Raw genomic sequence first — 16719 nt, 5'->3', positions numbered from 1 at the left:
AGGAATTTTAAGTGTTTACATTATTAGCAGCAACGAATATCACCAATTTTGATGATATTTTTAAATCGAGTTTCTTAGAAAAGACGTCCAGTTTTTCTTTAATCGATGCATTGATCGGACTGGCAAGTGCCTTTTTATTAGGTGTGTTTATTTACTTCATATATAAGAAAACATTTAACGGCGTTGTGTACTCTCATTCGTTCAATATTTCGTTGATGATTATGGCTATGGCAACAGCGCTTGTCATTATGGGGATCAGTCAAAACGTTTTATTATCACTTGGTATGGTCGGTGCATTATCAATCGTTCGTTTCCGTACACCGATTAAAGATCCGATGGATTTAATATTCCTGTTTTGGTCAGTAGTAGTCGGAATTTTATGTGGTGCAGGATTTATTCCTTTAGCGGTAATCGGTTCAGTCATTATTGGAGTAGTCATCATTGTTTTCCAAAATAAAATTGTAATCGAAAATCCGTACTTAGTTGTAGTACGTTTTGAGCATGAAGAAACGAATGCAGTAATTGAAAGATTGTTGAGAGAAGCTTCAAAACGTTATTTACTAAAATCAAAATCGGTGATGAATGATGAAAAAATGGAAGTCACATATGAAGTACGCTTAAAAGGGAACGATGCTGCTTTCGTATCAACTTTATCAAAAGTAGAAGGTGTGTCATCAGCGGTAATGTTAAGCTATGACGGCAACTTCACAGCCTAAAAACAAGGAGTGTACTAATGAAAAAAACTTTAATCGGTATCACAATGACGGCTTCATTTTTGTTGGCGGCATGTGGTAATACAGATAACGAGATTGTCGCAACAACGGCTTACGGGGATATTACAAAATCCGGATTTTATGAGCAAATGAAAGAAATAGCCGGAACAACTCTTTTAGAACAAGTCGTAATTGATAAAATTTTAACGGATCAGTATGAAGTATCGGACAAAGAAATAGAGGAACAGCTCGAAACGTATAAAGAAATGTACGGAGAAAGCTTTGAATCGGCTTTGGCGACGAATGGCTATACAGAAGAAACATTCAAGGACACAATACGCTTCCAATTGCTCCAGCAAAAAGCGATGGAAGATGTTGAAGTAACAGAAGAAGAAATCGAGACCTATTATGAGCAAGGAAAATATGAGCTACATACACGCCACATTTTAGTCGAGACGGAAGAAGAGGCGCAGCAATTGTATGAGCAGATTTCGGAAGGGAGCGATTTTGAATCGGTTGCTAAAGAAAGCTCGCAGGATAGCGAAACAGCTGAAAACGGCGGCGATCTAGACTGGCTGTCAATTTCTGATATGGAGACAACTTTTGCAGATGCGGCATATGCGTTAGAAACTGGAGAAGTATCAGAGCCGGTGGAAAGTACTTTAGGCTTTGAAATTATTCAGCTAGTAGATAAACGTGAAGGGAAAGACTATGGTTCACTGGAAGAGCAAAAAGAAGAAATCAAAAAGACATTGATAGAGCGAATAGTTGCAAATACAGAGTGGGAAACAGTAGAAGCCCGTTTGTTGAAAGAAGCCCACGTTAAAATTAAAGATGCTGATTTTAAAGATGCATTTAGCGCAACATTAAATGAAGAAGAGTAAATGAAAAATAAAAACGGGAACGCATATTAACGAGCGTTCCCGTTTTTAACTGTATTTCCTTTAAAAAAGCGTTTAATCAACGCTAGGCCAAGATTAAAGAGGAAAATGATCAGTGCAACTCGAAAGAAAGCAACGAAATATTGCCAAGCAGTTGTACTTTCAATAAAAAGGTTCGGCATATTATCGACTAATGCGTAAATAAAATAACCCGCCAGTCCAATAAAAAACAAACCGGCAAAAAAGTCCTTTACATTCATTTTGAACCTCCACTAATTAGGATTTAATTAAAGGATACCATATAAAGGAAATGTAATATATAGAAGAAAGCAGGATGCAAAAGAGCTGAATTGAATAGGAGAAAATCTCCTATTCACCAAGTCGTTGCATCCTCTTAACAAGTAGTGATTAAATCACGGCCGATTTCTTCGTCGCCTGTACAAGTGCTTCGATTGTTGCCCAGTCTTGCTCAGCGAGTGCCGTAACAATTTTACTGCCGACAATTACGCCATCCGCAATGTCGCCGAAGCTTTTTACATGTTCCGTCGTAGAAATACCGAATCCTGCTAACACCGGAATATTGCTCGCTGCTTTCAAGTTTGCAAAGTGCCCGGCAAGTTCCGCGGCGAAGCTTGCACGTTCACCGGTAATACCATTTACCGTAACGGCATAAACGAAGCCTTCACTTGCTGCGGCTAATTTCTTAATACGTTCAGGTGGGCTCATCAATGATACGAGCTGGACAAGCGCAATGCCGTTTACCTTTAAAGCATCATGCAATAAAGCACTTTCTTCATAAGGCATATCCGGTACAATCAGTCCTTGAACACCACCGCGTTTTGCATCCTCTGCAAATGCTTCAATTCCATAAGCTAAAATCGGGTTTAAGTACGTCATGACAACGAGCGGAATATGAATTTCCTGTGCAAAGCTTTGCAGTTCAGCCAGTACTTTTTTCAATGACACACCGTGTGCAAGTGCACGTTCACCGGCTTGTTCAATCGTTGGTCCATCTGCTACAGGATCTGTAAATGGAATACCGACCTCAATTGCGGAAACCCCGATTTGCTGCAGCTTTAAGATAGTAGGTTTTAAAGTTTCAAGCCCGCCATCGCCTGCCATAATATAGGGAACAAATGCTTTATCACCTGTTGCTAATACGTCTTCAAGCTGTTTTTGCAATGTCATTTCAAGCCACCTCCAAGTTTATCCATTAATGTATGAACATCTTTGTCTCCACGTCCTGATAAGCAAACAACAACAATTTCATCAGCAGGACGGTTTTTGGCAAATTGACTTGCATAGTATACGGCATGCGCGCTTTCCAATGCCGGTAAGATTCCTTCCGTTTCACATAAAAGCTTCACACCTTCAAGTGCCTGTTCATCTGTAACGGATGGGTAGGCAGCACGACCTGTTTCATGTAAATGACAGTGCTCAGGTCCAACTCCCGGATAATCAAGTCCCGCTGAAATTGAATGGGCTTCTTGAACAAAACCGTTATCATCCTGCAATAAGTACATGAACGCACCGTGAAGGACGCCTGTTTTTCCAACATGAATTGCTGCCGCATGCTTGTCGGTATTAACACCGGAACCTGCAGCTTCCACGCCATATAATGCAACATCCTGATCTTCCACGAACGGATAGAACATTCCGATCGCATTACTGCCGCCGCCAATACAAGCAATAACTGTATCCGGAAGACTTCCTTCCTGCTGTAAAATTTGGGCACGTGTTTCATCCCCAATAACACGCTGGAAATCACGGACAATTGTAGGGAAGGGGTGTGGCCCAAGTGCTGATCCTAAAATGTAATGCGTATCTTCTATATGAGTAACCCAGTGACGCAATGCTTCATTAACCGCATCTTTTAATGTTGCGGAGCCTTTTTCTACTGCAACAACTTTTGTCCCGAGCAGCTCCATACGGAAAACGTTCAGTTGCTGGCGGCGTACATCTTCTGCCCCCATATAAACGATACATTCCATATCAAGCAATGCACAAGCAGTTGCCGTTGCGACACCATGCTGACCTGCCCCTGTTTCAGCGACAATTTTTTTCTTCCCCATACGCTTTGCTAAAAGTGCTTGGCCAATCGCATTATTTATTTTATGTGCGCCAGTATGATTTAAATCTTCGCGCTTTAAATAGATTTTTGCACCGCCGACTTTTTTTGTTAAACGCTCCGCAAAATAAAGGGGAGTTTCCCGTCCGACATATTGCTTTAAATAATAGTCAAGTTCTTCCTGGAAAGAGGGGTCCTTTTTTGCTTCCTCATATGCAAGCTCCAATTCCTCAAGTGAAGTCATCAATGTCTCGGGCACAAATTGACCACCGAATCGCCCGAAGCGTCCTTTTACTGTCGTCATAAAATCAACTCTCCTTTTGCTGTTTCAATAAAATTCGTAATCGCTGCTGAACTTTTTCGACCATCTACTTCTACACCACTTGAAACATCTACCGCAAATGGCTCGACAAGCATAATCGCCAGTCCAACATTTTCATTATTTAATCCACCTGCCAAAATAACCTTTTCAAGCGGGATTTTCATTTTATCGAGGAGCATCCAGTCAAAGGATTTTCCGCTCCCTCCACGGAAGTCACTTCCAGGCGCATCAAACAAATAGTAGTCCACATCATATGTCGCCGCACGCATCACATCCTCTTCACCACGAATCGAGAACGCTTTAATTGCCGGCAGTCCGATCCCCTGAATTTGTTCGGGTGTCTCGTCCCCGTGATACTGGATATAATCGAGTCCGACTTCTTTTGCAATTTGACGAATAGTGGCTGACTCTTCATTGACAAAAACCCCGACTTTCTTGACCGTACTCGGAATTGCCTTTGCCAGTTCCACTGCTTCCTCTACTGTAATGCGTCGTTTACTGGGCGCAAACATAAATCCGATAAAATCAGCACCTGCTTTGACCGCTGTTTCCACATGTTCGATTTCTTTTAATCCGCAAATTTTTACTTTTGTCATCGATTTTCGCCAACCTTTGCTGTTATGTCGATTTGTAGGGCTTTAAGTGATTTTTTGACGTTTCCGCTGCGCATTAATGCCTCTCCGACTAATATTCCTTTTGCGCCAGCATTCGCCACAAACTGTGCATCTTCCGGACCTGAAATGCCGCTTTCACTAATAAAGGCAATCGGTGATGGGGGAAGAAGCTGCGCAATTTCAAGTGTTGCTGAAAGTGAAACATCGAATGTTTTCAGATTCCGGTTATTTACCCCGATGATGTTTGCCCCAATGGCAAGGGCACGCTTTAATTCCTCGGCATCATGTACTTCAACGAGCACTTCAAGCTGTTTTTCTGTTGCATAGGCGTGTAGGGATTTCAGCTGAACGTCTGTTAATGCTGCGACAATCAACAGTACAACCGATGCGCCGGCAGCTTTTGCATAGTCGATCTGCACTTCATGAATGATGAAGTCTTTACATAAAACCGGGATGTTCACAGCATTCGCAACTGCATTTAAATCCCCATAGCTTCCTTTAAAAAATGCGCGCTCTGTCAATACGGAAATACAGGCAGCACCTGCTTCTTCATATTGTAAAGCTTGCTCAACAGGGTCGACTTCTGTCGCAATATCACCTTTGGAAGGGGAGGCACGCTTCATTTCCGAAATTACTTGCAATGAATTGGCTGACATCAATGTTTCATATAAAGAAGGTCGGGCCTTATCAATTGATAAAAACACAGGCTTTGTCGAAAGCAATTGTGGCAGCTCAGTCTTTTTTTGGTCAATAATACGGTCTAAAATCGTCATTTTACGGGTTCCTCCTGCAACTGTTTTTCGCTGTAAGCAACGATATTTTCTAACTTTTCATAAGCGCGTCCGGACAAAATGCTGTCCTTCGCCATATCGATTCCTTCCTTCATCGTCGCGGCAAGCCCATATGCAAAGAAGCCAATGCCGGCATTTAAGAGAACCGTATCGAAATACACGCTTTGTTTTCCTTTTAATAAATCACGCATAATGTCCGCATTTTCTGCAGGAGTGCCGCCGCGTATGGCAGAAAGTGGCTGTGCGGCTAAGCCCACATCTTCAGCGCGCAGTTTAAATGGAATCATATCCCCGCGGTCTAACAGCACAAAAGTATTTTCACCATCCAGTGAAGCTTCATCCATTCCTTGTGCACCAGATACGACGATTGCACGCTCACGTCCAAGCATATGGAGCACTTCCGCATAATCCATCGTGAAGTTCGGTCGGTTAATGCCGACAAACTGTGTTTTTAATGGAACAGGGTTTGTCAGGGGGCCGACTAAATTGAAAATCGTTGGCTTTCCGATTGCCTGTCGCACTTCACCGATCCGTTTTAATTTTGGATGCATATTCGGTGCATGTAAAAAGGCGATACCATGTTGTTTGAGTAATTCGGATGTTTGCTCGATATTCGGCAATAGCGTAATGCCAAGTGCCTCTAACACATCCGAACTTCCTGAAGCACTTGATACTTTTCTATTGCCGTGCTTCGCTACCGAAATGCCTCCACCTGCCAATACAAAAGCGGAAGTCGTACTAATATTGAAGCTTTGAAGTCCGTCGCCACCTGTGCCACAATTATCGATATAAATGCCTTCTGGTACGTCGACGGCCACGGCATGTGATTTCATTACAGAAGCTAAACCTGCAACTTCGTGTGCTGTTTCACCTTTTGCACTCATGGCTGTTAAAAAAGAGGCGATCTGTTCTTTCGGTGTTTGCTCATTAAAAATAAGCTGTGCCGCCTGCTGCATTTCCTCAAAAACTAAGTGCTCTTTTCGCTCAATCTGTTCAATGTATGGAAGTAAAGACATGTTCATCATCCTTTCAGTAAAGAGTGGAATGGCACTTCTTCATCTGCTTTCGAATGAAGCTGAGCGACATTTCCTTGAATTATTATCGTCTGTTCAGGTGTTGTGAAATCGACTTGCCCATTAAAGCCGATATAGCCGATCAAGCCTTGTGCTGGTAATAGCCCTTTCACGACATCGATTGCATGAAGGGTAGGGCTTAACGTACCTGTTGTAACATTGGCAAGTTGTTGCACTGAATTTTCCGTACTATAGCGTTCAATTGACGGTGCATCATTCGTAACGGAAATATTTCCGTCTTTTACTTGCATGTAGTTTGATTGTGACGTACCGATTACTGTGCAATCATCAAATTCGACATAGTACATATATGGTGCAGCGTGCTCAATGCGCATTTTTCGATAAAGAGAAAGGGCGTCACCTGTAAATTGTGCGCGATAACGTTCATTTTCATCTTTTTCGACATGTTGCAATGTGTAGGCTGACTGTTCAGGTGTTGGTGTTGTAAACAGCTGTTCAATCAATTGATTAATGTTTGGCTCTACTTGCTCTGCTTCAATATTTGTATGGAAAACAGCGATTTCATCTGTTAAATGATCAAAAATAACGAGTGTATCGTAAACGTGAAACTGCAGTTCAGGCAATGGCTTTTGCAATGCATGAATATAGCCAATCCCGCCACCTGTAAACGGATATTCCGTATGTGACGAGATACGCGGCATCGCTTGTTTTAAGAGTTGGATCAGTTCGCCTTCATATGTGTAGGCTTTTTTTGAATGATGCGTATGATCTAAGAGCTTATCATCTGTCCCGATATATGTTTTGCGGGGATTGACCCCGATGAACGAATAGCGTCCATTACCATCATATTTAGAGGAACTTTCCAATAAAAACTTCCGTTCACCTTGCAATCGCTGGAAAATAGAAATCGGTGTCAGTAAATCCCCATTTACTTTTTTCATTGATGTACGAAAATGTTGCTGAACTACCATTTGAAACACTCCTTTTTTGAAATAAACTACGCCTTTACGATTCGGATTATTTAGCAATCTTGTAATTATAGTTTGCTGAATAAAAAAAAATCGCCCTCAGCAAAAGAATTAACTTTTGCTGAGGACGATCTGCACCGCGTTGCCACCTCGTTTGAAGCATGCCAAAAAAGCCATGCCTCCACTTAAACCTGATAACGGCAGGGTACCGTCCACCGACTAGCGCCAGCAGCTTTCATAAGGCCCATTCACATTTACCTTTTGACGTATTTTCACCATCCATACGCTCTCTGGACAAAACAATAAATGCTACTTTTCTTATTCAACAATTTACTCAACTAAGCTCAACTAAACGAAAACGGTGGTCGCGCTCCCGCAACCTGCTACCGTAAATAATAATTTAATATGCTTTATTCTAACACTGAAAAACGAAATGTCAAACAATTCTAAAATGTTTTCGCTAAATAAAAAAACCAGCTGGCGTTTAAAAGACAGCTGGTGAAACAATCGATATTAAATTAATTTTTTGAAATTCAATCGTTTATTTAAAGTGTACATAATCGGTGCTCCAACCGCCAATACAACAAATTCGCCAAATGCTACAAACAGCCAAGTTTCCCAGAACGGGAAGCCGAGTACAATATTCAGCTGTGCTGCAATGATAAACATTGTAAACGTAAATAGCGTTGTATTAATGATCAGACGAGCCCAAATATTTTTCACAAACTTACAAATGAATATGAAAATTCCCAGTGTAATAATCGTATGTCCCACACCGAATATTAAGTCAATTGGACCGATTGAAGACAGCAGGAAATTGGAAATAAATACACCTAAAACAACACCTAACATATAGCGCGGGTTAAAAGCGACTAAATGGTTAAAAATTTCGGCAATACGGAACTGTACTTGCCCAAAGCTAATTGGTGCAACAAGCATTGTGACAGCAATATACAATGCTGCAATAATGGCACTCGCTGCAATAAACTTTACTTTCATATGAAATTCCTCCTAGTTTTTTAACGTGGGATGGTTACGAACCACGCAAAGCAACTGCAATCATAGCAATATTGAAAATAAAAGTAAAGATTTATAGGTCTTTTTTTTCAATAATTGTTCAAAAAATTTACAAAGAGTAAAAAGTTCAACAAACCCCGCCGCATAGCGGTTTGAAGTGTAGCAAGTAAATTTTAAAATAAGGCGCATTACCTAGAATAAATTCAGAATATTCTAAATGTTATTGACTATCTAAATATGACGCGGTAATATTATTCCAACACACTTCATCCAAATGAAGTTCGGCGCTTTAAACCGATAAAGTAAACTAGGGGGAAATAAGATGAGAAAAAACTTAATGAAGCTGTCCTTTTTATTATTCGGGCTTCTTTTATTATTAGCTGCTTGTGGCGCGGAAGAGAGCGAGACATCTTCGAATGAGACAACAAATGGCGAGGCTGTAGATACAGCTAATGCAGATAGTGAAAAAACATTTAAAATCGGGACAACACAAATTGTTGAGCATCCATCATTAGATGCAGCAAAAGAAGGGTTTAAAAAAGCAATTGAAGATGCAGGTATTAAAGCAGAATACGTAGATAAATCAGCAAACAACGATAACAGTGCGAACATGACAATCGCCCAGCAGTTAGTCGGGGATAATGTAGATCTGATTTTCGCGAACTCAACACCTTCAGCACAGGCGGCAAAAAGCGCAACTTCCGATATTCCGGTTATCTTCACATCGGTAACGGATGCAGTAGGTGCAGAATTGATCGAGTCAATGGCAACACCTGGTGCTAACGTAACAGGTACGATTGATTTACATCCGGAAACAATGCCGAAAACAGTTGCTTTCCTAAAAGAATTAGGGGCAAAAAATGTAGGGATGGTATTTAACGCTGGTGAGCAAAACTCAGTTGCACAAATTGCGGCAGTAAAAGAAATTGCAGCAAAAGAAGGCGTAACGATTGTGGAAGCAGCGGTATCTGCTTCATCTGAAGTACGCCAGGCAGCAGAATCATTAGTAGGAAAAGTAGATGCATTTTATATTATTACAGATAATACTGTTGTATCGGCACTTGAATCTGTAATCGAAGTAGCAGATGCAAACAAATTACCGCTAGTTGTTGGTGAGCTTGATTCAGTAGAGCGAGGCGGTTTAGCAGCATACGGTTTCGAATACTACGATATCGGCTATGAAGCAGGGCAAATGGCGGCACAAATTTTATTAGAAGGCAAATCACCTTCAGAAGTTCCAGCTGCTTACCCGGCAAACTTAAAATTAGTAATCAATAAAGCAACAGCAGAAAACCTAGGCTTGGAAATTAAGCCTGAATGGGAAGCCGAAGTACAATAATTCACTTTATCAAAAAAAGCAAGTCAGCCTAAACAGGTATAAATGTTTGGGCTGATTTGCTTAAAACTTTTAAAAAAGTCAGGAGATGATTCGAGATGTTTACAGCTATGTTTGGGTCAGTGGAGCAAGGGATCATCTATGCAATTATGGCGCTTGGGGTTTATTTAACATTCCGCGTGCTGGATTTTCCGGATTTAACGGTTGATGGAAGCTTTGTAACGGGTGCAGGTACGGCAGCGATGATGATCGTACTTGGCTATAATCCGTTGCTTGCCACATTGGTTGCAACAGTTGCTGGATTTATTGCTGGATGCATGACAGGAATTTTACACACTAAAGGGAAAATTAATCCACTGCTTGCAGGGATTTTAATGATGATTGCCCTCTATTCGATCAATCTTCGAATTATGGGGTTAAGCTCAGATACCGGTGTAACACGACCAAATATTCCATTATTAAATTCGGAAACAGTTTTTTCGACGTTCGGAGCTTTCTGGTCGAATTTAGGTATTGATTCCGCGATTACAAACCTATTGAAATCAATGGGCTTAGCTTCTGTTCCAACAACTTGGGGAATTTTAATTTTAATGGTTGTTGTCACGGCGGTTATTAAACTAGTAGTAGACTGGTTCTTAAAAACGGAAATCGGTCTGGCAATCCGTGCAACAGGTGACAATAAACGAATGATTCGCAGCTTTTCGGCAAATACCGATTCACTGGTCATTTTAGGGCTGGGAATTTCAAATGGTATGGTGGCATTATCGGGTGCCTTGATTGCCCAATATACAAAGTTTGCCGATGTCGGACTGGGAATTGGTATGATCGTTGTCGGATTGGCGTCTGTAATTATCGGTGAAGCGATTTTCGGAACAAAGTCGATTGTTCGTGTCACATTTGCAGTTATTGCCGGGGCAATAATTTACCGAATGATTTACGCATTGGCTTTACGTGTGAAATGGCTTGACTCAGGTGATATGAAATTAATTACGGCGGTTATCGTTATTCTAGCGCTAGTAATCCCGCAAATCGTAGGGAAATATAAAGAGAAAAAGAGAAAAGCAAAACGTTTGGAAGAACGTCTCGCATTACAGCAGGCAGAAGTAGATATTGAGCAGGGGGGGAAGAGCCTTGCTTAAATTAGATGGCATTAATAAAGTGTTTAACGAAGGAACACCCGATGAGAAAATTGCGCTGGACAATATTAACTTGCATTTGGCACCTGGTGACTTCGTTACAATTATCGGAAGTAACGGTGCCGGTAAATCGACAATGATGAATATGATTTCCGGAGCGTTAACACCCGACTTTGGCTCTGTCGAAATTAACGGCAATAATTTAACCCGTTTGCCGGAGTATAAGCGTGCTGTCCATATCGGCCGTGTTTTCCAAGATCCAATGGCAGGGACAGCACCAACGATGACAATTGAAGAAAACTTGGCGATCGCCTACTCGCGCAACACGAAGCGTTCATTGCGTTTTGGCGTTGATAAAAAGCGTCGAGAGTTTTTCAAAACGTCATTGGAAAAGCTGCATTTGAATTTGGAAAACCGTTTATCGGCTAAAGTCGGGCTATTATCGGGTGGGGAACGCCAGGCATTAAGTTTATTAATGGCGACATTTACGAAGCCTTCAATTTTACTGCTTGATGAACATACAGCAGCTCTTGATCCGTCCCGTGCAGAGCTTATTACAAAGCTGACAAAAGAGCTTGTCGAGGAAAGCCAGCTGACAACACTGATGGTCACGCATAATATGCAGCAGGCGCTCGATTTGGGGAATCGCCTCATCATGATGGATAAAGGTCAGGTCATTCTGGAAGTCGGCGAAGACCGCAAACAGGACTTGACGATTCCGGATTTAATGCACGAATTCGAACAAATCCGCGGCGAAAAAATGAACTCAGACCGCGCGCTGCTAGGGTAATTGAGAAGTTCCGTACAGATATCGAGCTTTTTTTAATGAGTAAGCATCAGTTTGAATTAAAACTTAATTAATTGATTGGAGCGAAGGGGCGACTCCTGGCGGATAAACGTGACGCCTGAGACTAGGAACAAAAGCTAAGAACGCCACGTCCTGTGGCAACGCTTTTGTGACCAGCATCGTGTTGGCCTCACGCCCCCGGAAAGCGTCCCCGTAACGGAAATCAATTTTTAGAAGCAAAAGACTCAATTTTCTCTTGGAGAAAATTGAGTCTTTAAATTTTTTAACAATATTATCTACACAAGCAACGCAAACAGCGTACTGTCGTTATTTACTTCTTTATACTCGAAGCCGTTTGCACGCATACGTTCAATTAATCCTGCGTGGTCTTCGCGATGTGCAAGCTCTATGCCGACCAATGCCGGACCGCTTTCTTTGTTGTTCTTCTTCGTATACTCAAATGTTGTAATATCATCATTCGGACCAAGAACTTCCGTTAAAAATTGGCGTAATGCTCCTGAACGCTGCGGGAAACTTACGATGAAATAGTGCAGCAGCCCTTCATAGATGAGTGAGCGTTCTTTAATTTCCTGCATACGCCCAATATCGTTATTTCCTCCAGAGATAATGATGACAACCGATTTTCCGCGAATTTGCTCTGCGTAAAAGTCAAGTGCTGCAACCGACAATGCTCCAGCAGGCTCGGCAATAATAGCATGTTTATTATATAAATCTAAAATAGTCGTGCATACTTTGCCTTCCGGAACCGTGATAATATCATCCAAATAATGACGGCATACTTCATATGTATCATGCCCAACACATTTTACAGCAGCGCCATCAACGAATTTATCGATCGTATCCAATGAAACCACTGCTCCGTTTTGGAAAGCAGATTTCATACTTGCCGCCCCTGCAGGCTCTACACCAATAACTTTACTCGAAGGGGATAAGTTTTTAATGTACGAAGAGACGCCTGACATTAAGCCGCCACCGCCGATACTGCCAAATACATAATCGATCGGTTCTTCGATATCATTCATAATTTCGACCGCCACTGTTCCTTGGCCAGCCATTACATCTGCATCATCGAACGGATGGATGAAAATGCGGTTTTCCTGTTCACAATAGGCAAGCGCACTTTCTGCAGAGTCGTCAAATGTATCGCCAGCCAGCACAATTTCCACAAAGCTTCTTCCAAACATCCGCACTTGATCGATCTTTTGTTTCGGTGTTGTTTTCGGCATGAAGATTGTCGCTTTGATTTCCAGCTTTGCACATGCGTAGGCAACGCCTTGTGCATGATTGCCTGCGCTTGCACAGACTACACCTGAAGCACGAGCCTCAGTTTCAATTTTTTTAATTTTATAGTAGGCACCACGTAATTTAAATGAGCGAACATGCTGCAAATCTTCACGCTTGAAGTAAATTTTTGCCCCATATTTTTCTGATAAATATTCGTTTAATTGCAGGGGTGTATGTACAACAACATCTTTTAAAAAATGATGTGCGATTAATACGTTTTCGACTGCAATCGTATTTGGTTGAGTAACTCCCATTTCCATGTAACCTCCGTCATCTGATTAAAGATTATATTATTCTATCATAAATTTATGACGTAATGGCGTAAAAATTCTGTAAATTATGAAAATTCACCAATACGCCATAATGAAAGCGGTTTAATAGAGAATTAGGAAGGGATTCAGACGAAAACCCCTTCAAATTGAAACGCCAACTAAATTCCTCGGAAGGGCATATCGTAGAACGGAACAGGAAAAGCTTATGTTTAAATCACCCCCCCATGTTTATTTGAAAAGTAACAGGGAAAAATAAAGTATTGTGGCAGGACAGTTTTGCAAATAGAAAAAAGCATATTGGAAACGTCCAAAATCATCTTTCAGGAGGAATAGCGATGACTAAAACAGCGATCATTACAGGTGGAGGCAGCGGGTTAGGGCAGGCAACAGCAATCCGTATGGCTCAGGAAGGTATTAATATTGCAGTAGTGGATGTCAGTGAAAAAGGCGGAAACGAAACAGTTGAACAAGTAAAAACACATGGCGTAGACGCTATTTTCATTAAAGCGGATGTTTCAAAAGCAGAAGAAGTAAAAAACTATGTGGATCAAACACTGAAGCATTTTGGTTCGATTGATTACTTCTTTAACAATGCAGGGATTTCCGGTAGCGGTAAATTCTATTTAGATACTACGATTGAGGAAATTGAACAAATTGTCGGCATCAACTTGCTTGGGGCACTTTATGGTGTACGCTATGTAGCAGAAGTAATGCTTCAAAAAGGTGGCGGTTCTATTGTGAACACAGCATCAAGTGCTGGTGTAATTGGACAGGATTCCGTTGTTACATATTCAGCAACGAAACACGGAATTGTCGGCTTAACAAGAAGTATGGTAGCGGAATACGCAAAAGAAGGGCTACGCGTTAATGCCATCGCACCAGGGCCGACTGAAACACCAATGGTAAAAGCCTTTTATGAAGCAAATCCGCAAATGAAGGAAAATGCTACTGGTGGAATCCCTCAAAAACGCTTAGGTACACCTGAGGAAGTAGCTGAGCTTGTAACCTTTCTGCTAACTTCAAAAGCAGAGTATATTAATGGGGAAGTCATTCGAATCGATGGCGGCTTCACAAGCACGAAGTAAATAGTAAAAAGGGCTGCCCGGAACGTCAGTAGAAAATCTGACTTTCCGGCAGCCCTTTCTTTTTTAATTAAAATAAAAGATGTGCAATTGCTGCAATAATTGGAATCGAAATAATTGTACGGATTAAGAAAATCATGAATAGATCCCAAAGCTTTAATGGAAGTTTTGTACCTAAAATCAGTCCGCCGACTTCCGACATGTAGATTAACTGTGTAACCGATACTGTTGCGATGAAGAAACGTGTCATTTCTGATTCAATACCAGCACCTAAAATAGAAGGTAACAGCATGTCCGCAAAACCAACAATCATCGTTTGTGCAGCTTCACCGGCTTCAGGAATTTGCAGAAGCGCCAAAATCGGCTCGAATGGCATCCCTAGAATACGGAAGAAGCTTGTAAACTCGGCTAACACTAATGCGATTGTGGCGAACGACATAATAATAGGAGTTACCGCAAACCACATTTCCAATACATTAATAAAACCATTTTTGATCATTTTACCTAAATTACGGTTAGAATCAGCTTTCGATAAAGCATTATGCAACCCATAAGAGAATACATTATATCCATCTTGTACATCTTCACGGTTTGCAGGAACTTGTGAACCATCAATTAAAGTATCCGCCTTTTGTTTTAACGGGTAAATACGTGGCATAATGAATGCTAAAATTAATCCGCAAATAATGACAGAAGCATAAAACTCGATAAAGTAGTCGCCAATGCCAATTGTTTCAACTACGACTAAACAGAATGTGATCGATACGACCGAGAAAGTTGTTGCGATTGTTGCAGCTTCACGGCCTGTATAATTTTTTTCTTCATACTGCTTGCTTGTAAGCAATACGCCGATTGTGCCATCACCAACCCAAGAAGCTAGACAGTCAATGGCAGAACGTCCTGGAATCTTGAATAGGGGACGCATAATTTTCACCATCATTGAACCGAAGAATTCCAGTAAACCGAAGTCTGTTAATAACGGCAGCAATAACCCTGCGAATAAGAACAATACGAACATGAATGTTACAAGACCAGTTGCCGGGTCGATTAACACACCTGTCGTTACTTCACTCGTTAAGCTTTCAGGACCAACTTGGAAAATAAACATACTTGCAAAAATTACTGCGAGCACACGCATAATTGTCCAGAACCAATTCACACGGAATAGTGAATCAACTAGCGTACGTTCACCTTTTTGCGGAATAAATTGCATTACGACAGAGCCTACCGCCGCAACAATAAACACGATGAGTGCGAACCAATGAATGAACGGCTCTACTTTACCTGCCAAAAAGTTCGCAAGGATCGCAATCGGTACTTTTATGCCGTCATCTGTACCAATAGGTGTAATAAATAGGAATACACCAAGTGCAGAAAGTGCAATAAACAGAAACCAAGTATAAGAAGAAAATTTTGTTTTCATATATGATAACCTCTTTGATTGTTAGTTTGAATATTTATACACTATAAAACGTGAATATTCATTTGTCTACTGTTTTACATAAAGATTAATATTTCTGAAAACTATATTGATTAAAAAATGAATATAATTAGGCGAACGAAAGGTTTAGACGTACTAAACATCATAATTTTGAAGAAATAAGCTAAAATGGAACCGAATAAAAATACAAAAAATGAATAATAGAAAAAAGACGCCTGCAAATCAAAAAAATATGCAAACGTCCTTTTAATTATAAATATACATTAATCATTAAATGTAACAGTATAAAACTTTTCGTAATTTAACCAGTTATCTAATGAGACATCGCCGGAATCTACTCGTTTTTCTGCGTCCTGCATCATCCAGGCAGTTTGAGAAGCATGTGCTTTCAATGCTTTTAACTTATCTGCTTTGACGGATTGGATTTCGATTGTCACATCCGGCTCACCATTTTTCTCAACTGTGTCATTCGCAAACGCACAAGCTAAAATACGAGGGCGGTACTGTTTATCGATGCGACGTACCGCTTCGACGACAGCGCGTCCAGTTGCTTCATGATCGGGATGGACAGCGAAGCCAGGTAAAAATGTGAAGATTAATGATGGATTCAGCTCGACAATTAAATCATTTACGAGCTTGATCATTTTTTCGTCATCTTCAAATTCAACTGTTTTATCACGTAAACCCATCATACGCAAATCACCGATACCCATTGCCTCACATGCTTCCATCAGTTCTTTGCGGCGGATTTCCGGCAATGATTCGCGCGTTGCAAATGGAGGATTTCCTAAGTTTCGTCCCATTTCGCCTAATGTTAAACAAGCATATGTAACAGGAACTCCCATGTTGTGGAATAAGCGTAATGTACCTGCAACTGAAAAGGCTTCATCATCCGGGTGCGGATAAACGACTAAAACGTGACGTTCTTCTTGTAATGTCATATAAGCAACCT

At 41.0% G+C, this 16719-nt stretch carries 17 protein-coding genes, 1 riboswitch and 1 other annotated feature; of the genes, 6 read left to right on the top strand and 11 right to left on the bottom strand.

Features of this window, described 5'->3' with window-relative positions:
* The first annotated feature begins 11 nt into the window (after window positions 1–11).
* Both CBM15_RS03300 and CBM15_RS03295 read left to right on the top strand, forming a co-directional pair.
* A complete protein-coding gene (locus CBM15_RS03300; RefSeq protein ID WP_087615716.1) occupies window positions 12–716 on the top strand; it encodes a DUF4956 domain-containing protein in 705 nt (234 codons plus the stop codon).
* A gap of 17 nt (window positions 717–733) precedes the next feature.
* On the top strand, window positions 734–1597 hold the full coding sequence (locus tag CBM15_RS03295) for a peptidylprolyl isomerase (RefSeq protein WP_087615715.1): 864 nt from the start codon (window positions 734–736) through the stop codon (window positions 1595–1597).
* Window positions 1598–1623: 26 nt separating this feature from the next.
* Here CBM15_RS03295 and CBM15_RS03290 read toward each other — a convergent pair whose 3' ends face one another.
* The 8 genes from CBM15_RS03290 to CBM15_RS03255 form a co-directional block, all read right to left on the bottom strand.
* Window positions 1624–1854 (bottom strand): sulfate permease, encoded by a 231-nt coding sequence (locus CBM15_RS03290; RefSeq protein WP_087615714.1) that lies wholly within the window; start codon window positions 1852–1854, stop codon window positions 1624–1626.
* A gap of 148 nt (window positions 1855–2002) precedes the next feature.
* Window positions 2003–2782 (bottom strand): tryptophan synthase subunit alpha, encoded by a 780-nt coding sequence (gene trpA / locus CBM15_RS03285; RefSeq protein WP_087615713.1) that lies wholly within the window; start codon window positions 2780–2782, stop codon window positions 2003–2005.
* Entirely contained in the window at window positions 2779–3966 is a 1188-nt protein-coding gene (gene trpB, locus CBM15_RS03280; protein WP_087615712.1) for a tryptophan synthase subunit beta, read from the bottom strand. The genes trpA and trpB overlap by 4 nt, the downstream gene beginning before the upstream one ends.
* Window positions 3963–4580: a phosphoribosylanthranilate isomerase gene (locus CBM15_RS03275; protein ID WP_087615711.1), complete on the bottom strand. Its 618-nt coding sequence runs from the start codon at window positions 4578–4580 to the stop codon at window positions 3963–3965. Before CBM15_RS03275 ends, trpB begins: the two co-directional genes overlap by 4 nt.
* The gene (gene trpC / locus CBM15_RS03270) at window positions 4577–5371 is read right to left on the bottom strand and encodes an indole-3-glycerol phosphate synthase TrpC (protein WP_087615710.1); all 795 of its coding nucleotides are present in this window, start codon (window positions 5369–5371) and stop codon (window positions 4577–4579) included. Before trpC ends, CBM15_RS03275 begins: the two co-directional genes overlap by 4 nt.
* Complete coding sequence (gene trpD, locus CBM15_RS03265) at window positions 5368–6405, bottom strand: anthranilate phosphoribosyltransferase (RefSeq protein ID WP_087615709.1); 1038 nt, start codon at window positions 6403–6405, stop codon at window positions 5368–5370. The genes trpC and trpD overlap by 4 nt, the downstream gene beginning before the upstream one ends.
* A 5-nt stretch (window positions 6406–6410) precedes the next feature.
* The gene (locus CBM15_RS03260; RefSeq protein WP_087615708.1) at window positions 6411–7394 is read right to left on the bottom strand and encodes a metal ABC transporter ATP-binding protein; all 984 of its coding nucleotides are present in this window, start codon (window positions 7392–7394) and stop codon (window positions 6411–6413) included.
* A 117-nt stretch (window positions 7395–7511) separates the two neighbouring features.
* Window positions 7512–7726, bottom strand: a binding site (T-box leader).
* Between the two features lie 178 nt (window positions 7727–7904).
* Window positions 7905–8390 (bottom strand): QueT transporter family protein, encoded by a 486-nt coding sequence (locus tag CBM15_RS03255; RefSeq protein WP_008404583.1) that lies wholly within the window; start codon window positions 8388–8390, stop codon window positions 7905–7907.
* 6 nt (window positions 8391–8396) lie between these two features.
* Window positions 8397–8441: riboswitch (PreQ1 riboswitch) on the bottom strand.
* Window positions 8442–8730: 289 nt separating this feature from the next.
* Between CBM15_RS03255 and CBM15_RS03250 the strand changes: the two genes are divergently transcribed.
* The 3 genes from CBM15_RS03250 (at window position 8731) to CBM15_RS03240 (ending at window position 11670) form a co-directional block, all read left to right on the top strand.
* Complete coding sequence (locus CBM15_RS03250) at window positions 8731–9747, top strand: ABC transporter substrate-binding protein (RefSeq protein WP_014824764.1); 1017 nt, start codon at window positions 8731–8733, stop codon at window positions 9745–9747.
* A 95-nt stretch (window positions 9748–9842) separates the two neighbouring features.
* Window positions 9843–10883: an ABC transporter permease gene (locus CBM15_RS03245; protein WP_008404577.1), complete on the top strand. Its 1041-nt coding sequence runs from the start codon at window positions 9843–9845 to the stop codon at window positions 10881–10883.
* A complete protein-coding gene (locus CBM15_RS03240) occupies window positions 10876–11670 on the top strand; it encodes an ABC transporter ATP-binding protein (RefSeq protein ID WP_087615707.1) in 795 nt (264 codons plus the stop codon). The genes CBM15_RS03245 and CBM15_RS03240 overlap by 8 nt, the downstream gene beginning before the upstream one ends.
* 293 nt (window positions 11671–11963) lie before the next feature.
* Here CBM15_RS03240 and ilvA read toward each other — a convergent pair whose 3' ends face one another.
* Window positions 11964–13232, bottom strand: a complete 1269-nt coding sequence (ilvA, locus tag CBM15_RS03235) for a threonine ammonia-lyase IlvA (protein ID WP_193433743.1) — start codon at window positions 13230–13232, stop codon at window positions 11964–11966.
* A 347-nt stretch (window positions 13233–13579) separates the two neighbouring features.
* Between ilvA and CBM15_RS03230 the strand changes: the two genes are divergently transcribed.
* A complete protein-coding gene (locus tag CBM15_RS03230) occupies window positions 13580–14329 on the top strand; it encodes an SDR family NAD(P)-dependent oxidoreductase (RefSeq protein WP_087615706.1) in 750 nt (249 codons plus the stop codon).
* 67 nt (window positions 14330–14396) lie between these two features.
* Here the strand turns inward: CBM15_RS03230 and CBM15_RS03225 are convergent, their stop codons facing one another.
* The gene (locus tag CBM15_RS03225; protein WP_087615705.1) at window positions 14397–15749 is read right to left on the bottom strand and encodes a YjiH family protein; all 1353 of its coding nucleotides are present in this window, start codon (window positions 15747–15749) and stop codon (window positions 14397–14399) included.
* A gap of 281 nt (window positions 15750–16030) precedes the next feature.
* The gene (gene bshB2 / locus CBM15_RS03220; protein ID WP_087615704.1) at window positions 16031–16708 is read right to left on the bottom strand and encodes a bacillithiol biosynthesis deacetylase BshB2; all 678 of its coding nucleotides are present in this window, start codon (window positions 16706–16708) and stop codon (window positions 16031–16033) included.
* Between the last annotated feature and the right edge of the window lie 11 nt (window positions 16709–16719).

It is taken from the genome of Solibacillus kalamii, assembly GCF_002174535.1.
Lineage (GTDB): Bacteria > Bacillota > Bacilli > Bacillales_A > Planococcaceae > Solibacillus > Solibacillus silvestris.
The sequence above is the reverse complement of the archived record's forward strand: the minus strand, read 5'-3'. Positions and strand labels throughout refer to the sequence as shown.

Bases quoted from the DNA above. Each gene is read 5' to 3' on its own strand.
- CBM15_RS03275 (WP_087615711.1), bottom strand. From the start codon at position 4,580: ATGACAAAAGTAAAAATTTGCGGATTAAAAGAAATCGAACATGTGGAA.
- trpA (WP_087615713.1), bottom strand. From the start codon at position 2,782: ATGACATTGCAAAAACAGCTTGAAGACGTATTAGCAACAGGTGATAAA.
- CBM15_RS03225 (WP_087615705.1), bottom strand. From the start codon at position 15,749: ATGAAAACAAAATTTTCTTCTTATACTTGGTTTCTGTTTATTGCACTT.
- CBM15_RS03250 (WP_014824764.1), top strand. From the start codon at position 8,731: ATGAGAAAAAACTTAATGAAGCTGTCCTTTTTATTATTCGGGCTTCTT.
- CBM15_RS03290 (WP_087615714.1), bottom strand. From the start codon at position 1,854: ATGAATGTAAAGGACTTTTTTGCCGGTTTGTTTTTTATTGGACTGGCG.
- trpC (WP_087615710.1), bottom strand. From the start codon at position 5,371: ATGACGATTTTAGACCGTATTATTGACCAAAAAAAGACTGAGCTGCCA.
- trpD (WP_087615709.1), bottom strand. From the start codon at position 6,405: ATGTCTTTACTTCCATACATTGAACAGATTGAGCGAAAAGAGCACTTA.
- bshB2 (WP_087615704.1), bottom strand. From the start codon at position 16,708: ATGACATTACAAGAAGAACGTCACGTTTTAGTCGTTTATCCGCACCCG.
- CBM15_RS03245 (WP_008404577.1), top strand. From the start codon at position 9,843: ATGTTTACAGCTATGTTTGGGTCAGTGGAGCAAGGGATCATCTATGCA.
- CBM15_RS03230 (WP_087615706.1), top strand. From the start codon at position 13,580: ATGACTAAAACAGCGATCATTACAGGTGGAGGCAGCGGGTTAGGGCAG.
- trpB (WP_087615712.1), bottom strand. From the start codon at position 3,966: ATGACGACAGTAAAAGGACGCTTCGGGCGATTCGGTGGTCAATTTGTG.
- ilvA (WP_193433743.1), bottom strand. From the start codon at position 13,232: ATGGAAATGGGAGTTACTCAACCAAATACGATTGCAGTCGAAAACGTA.
- CBM15_RS03255 (WP_008404583.1), bottom strand. From the start codon at position 8,390: ATGAAAGTAAAGTTTATTGCAGCGAGTGCCATTATTGCAGCATTGTAT.
- CBM15_RS03260 (WP_087615708.1), bottom strand. From the start codon at position 7,394: ATGGTAGTTCAGCAACATTTTCGTACATCAATGAAAAAAGTAAATGGG.
- CBM15_RS03295 (WP_087615715.1), top strand. From the start codon at position 734: ATGAAAAAAACTTTAATCGGTATCACAATGACGGCTTCATTTTTGTTG.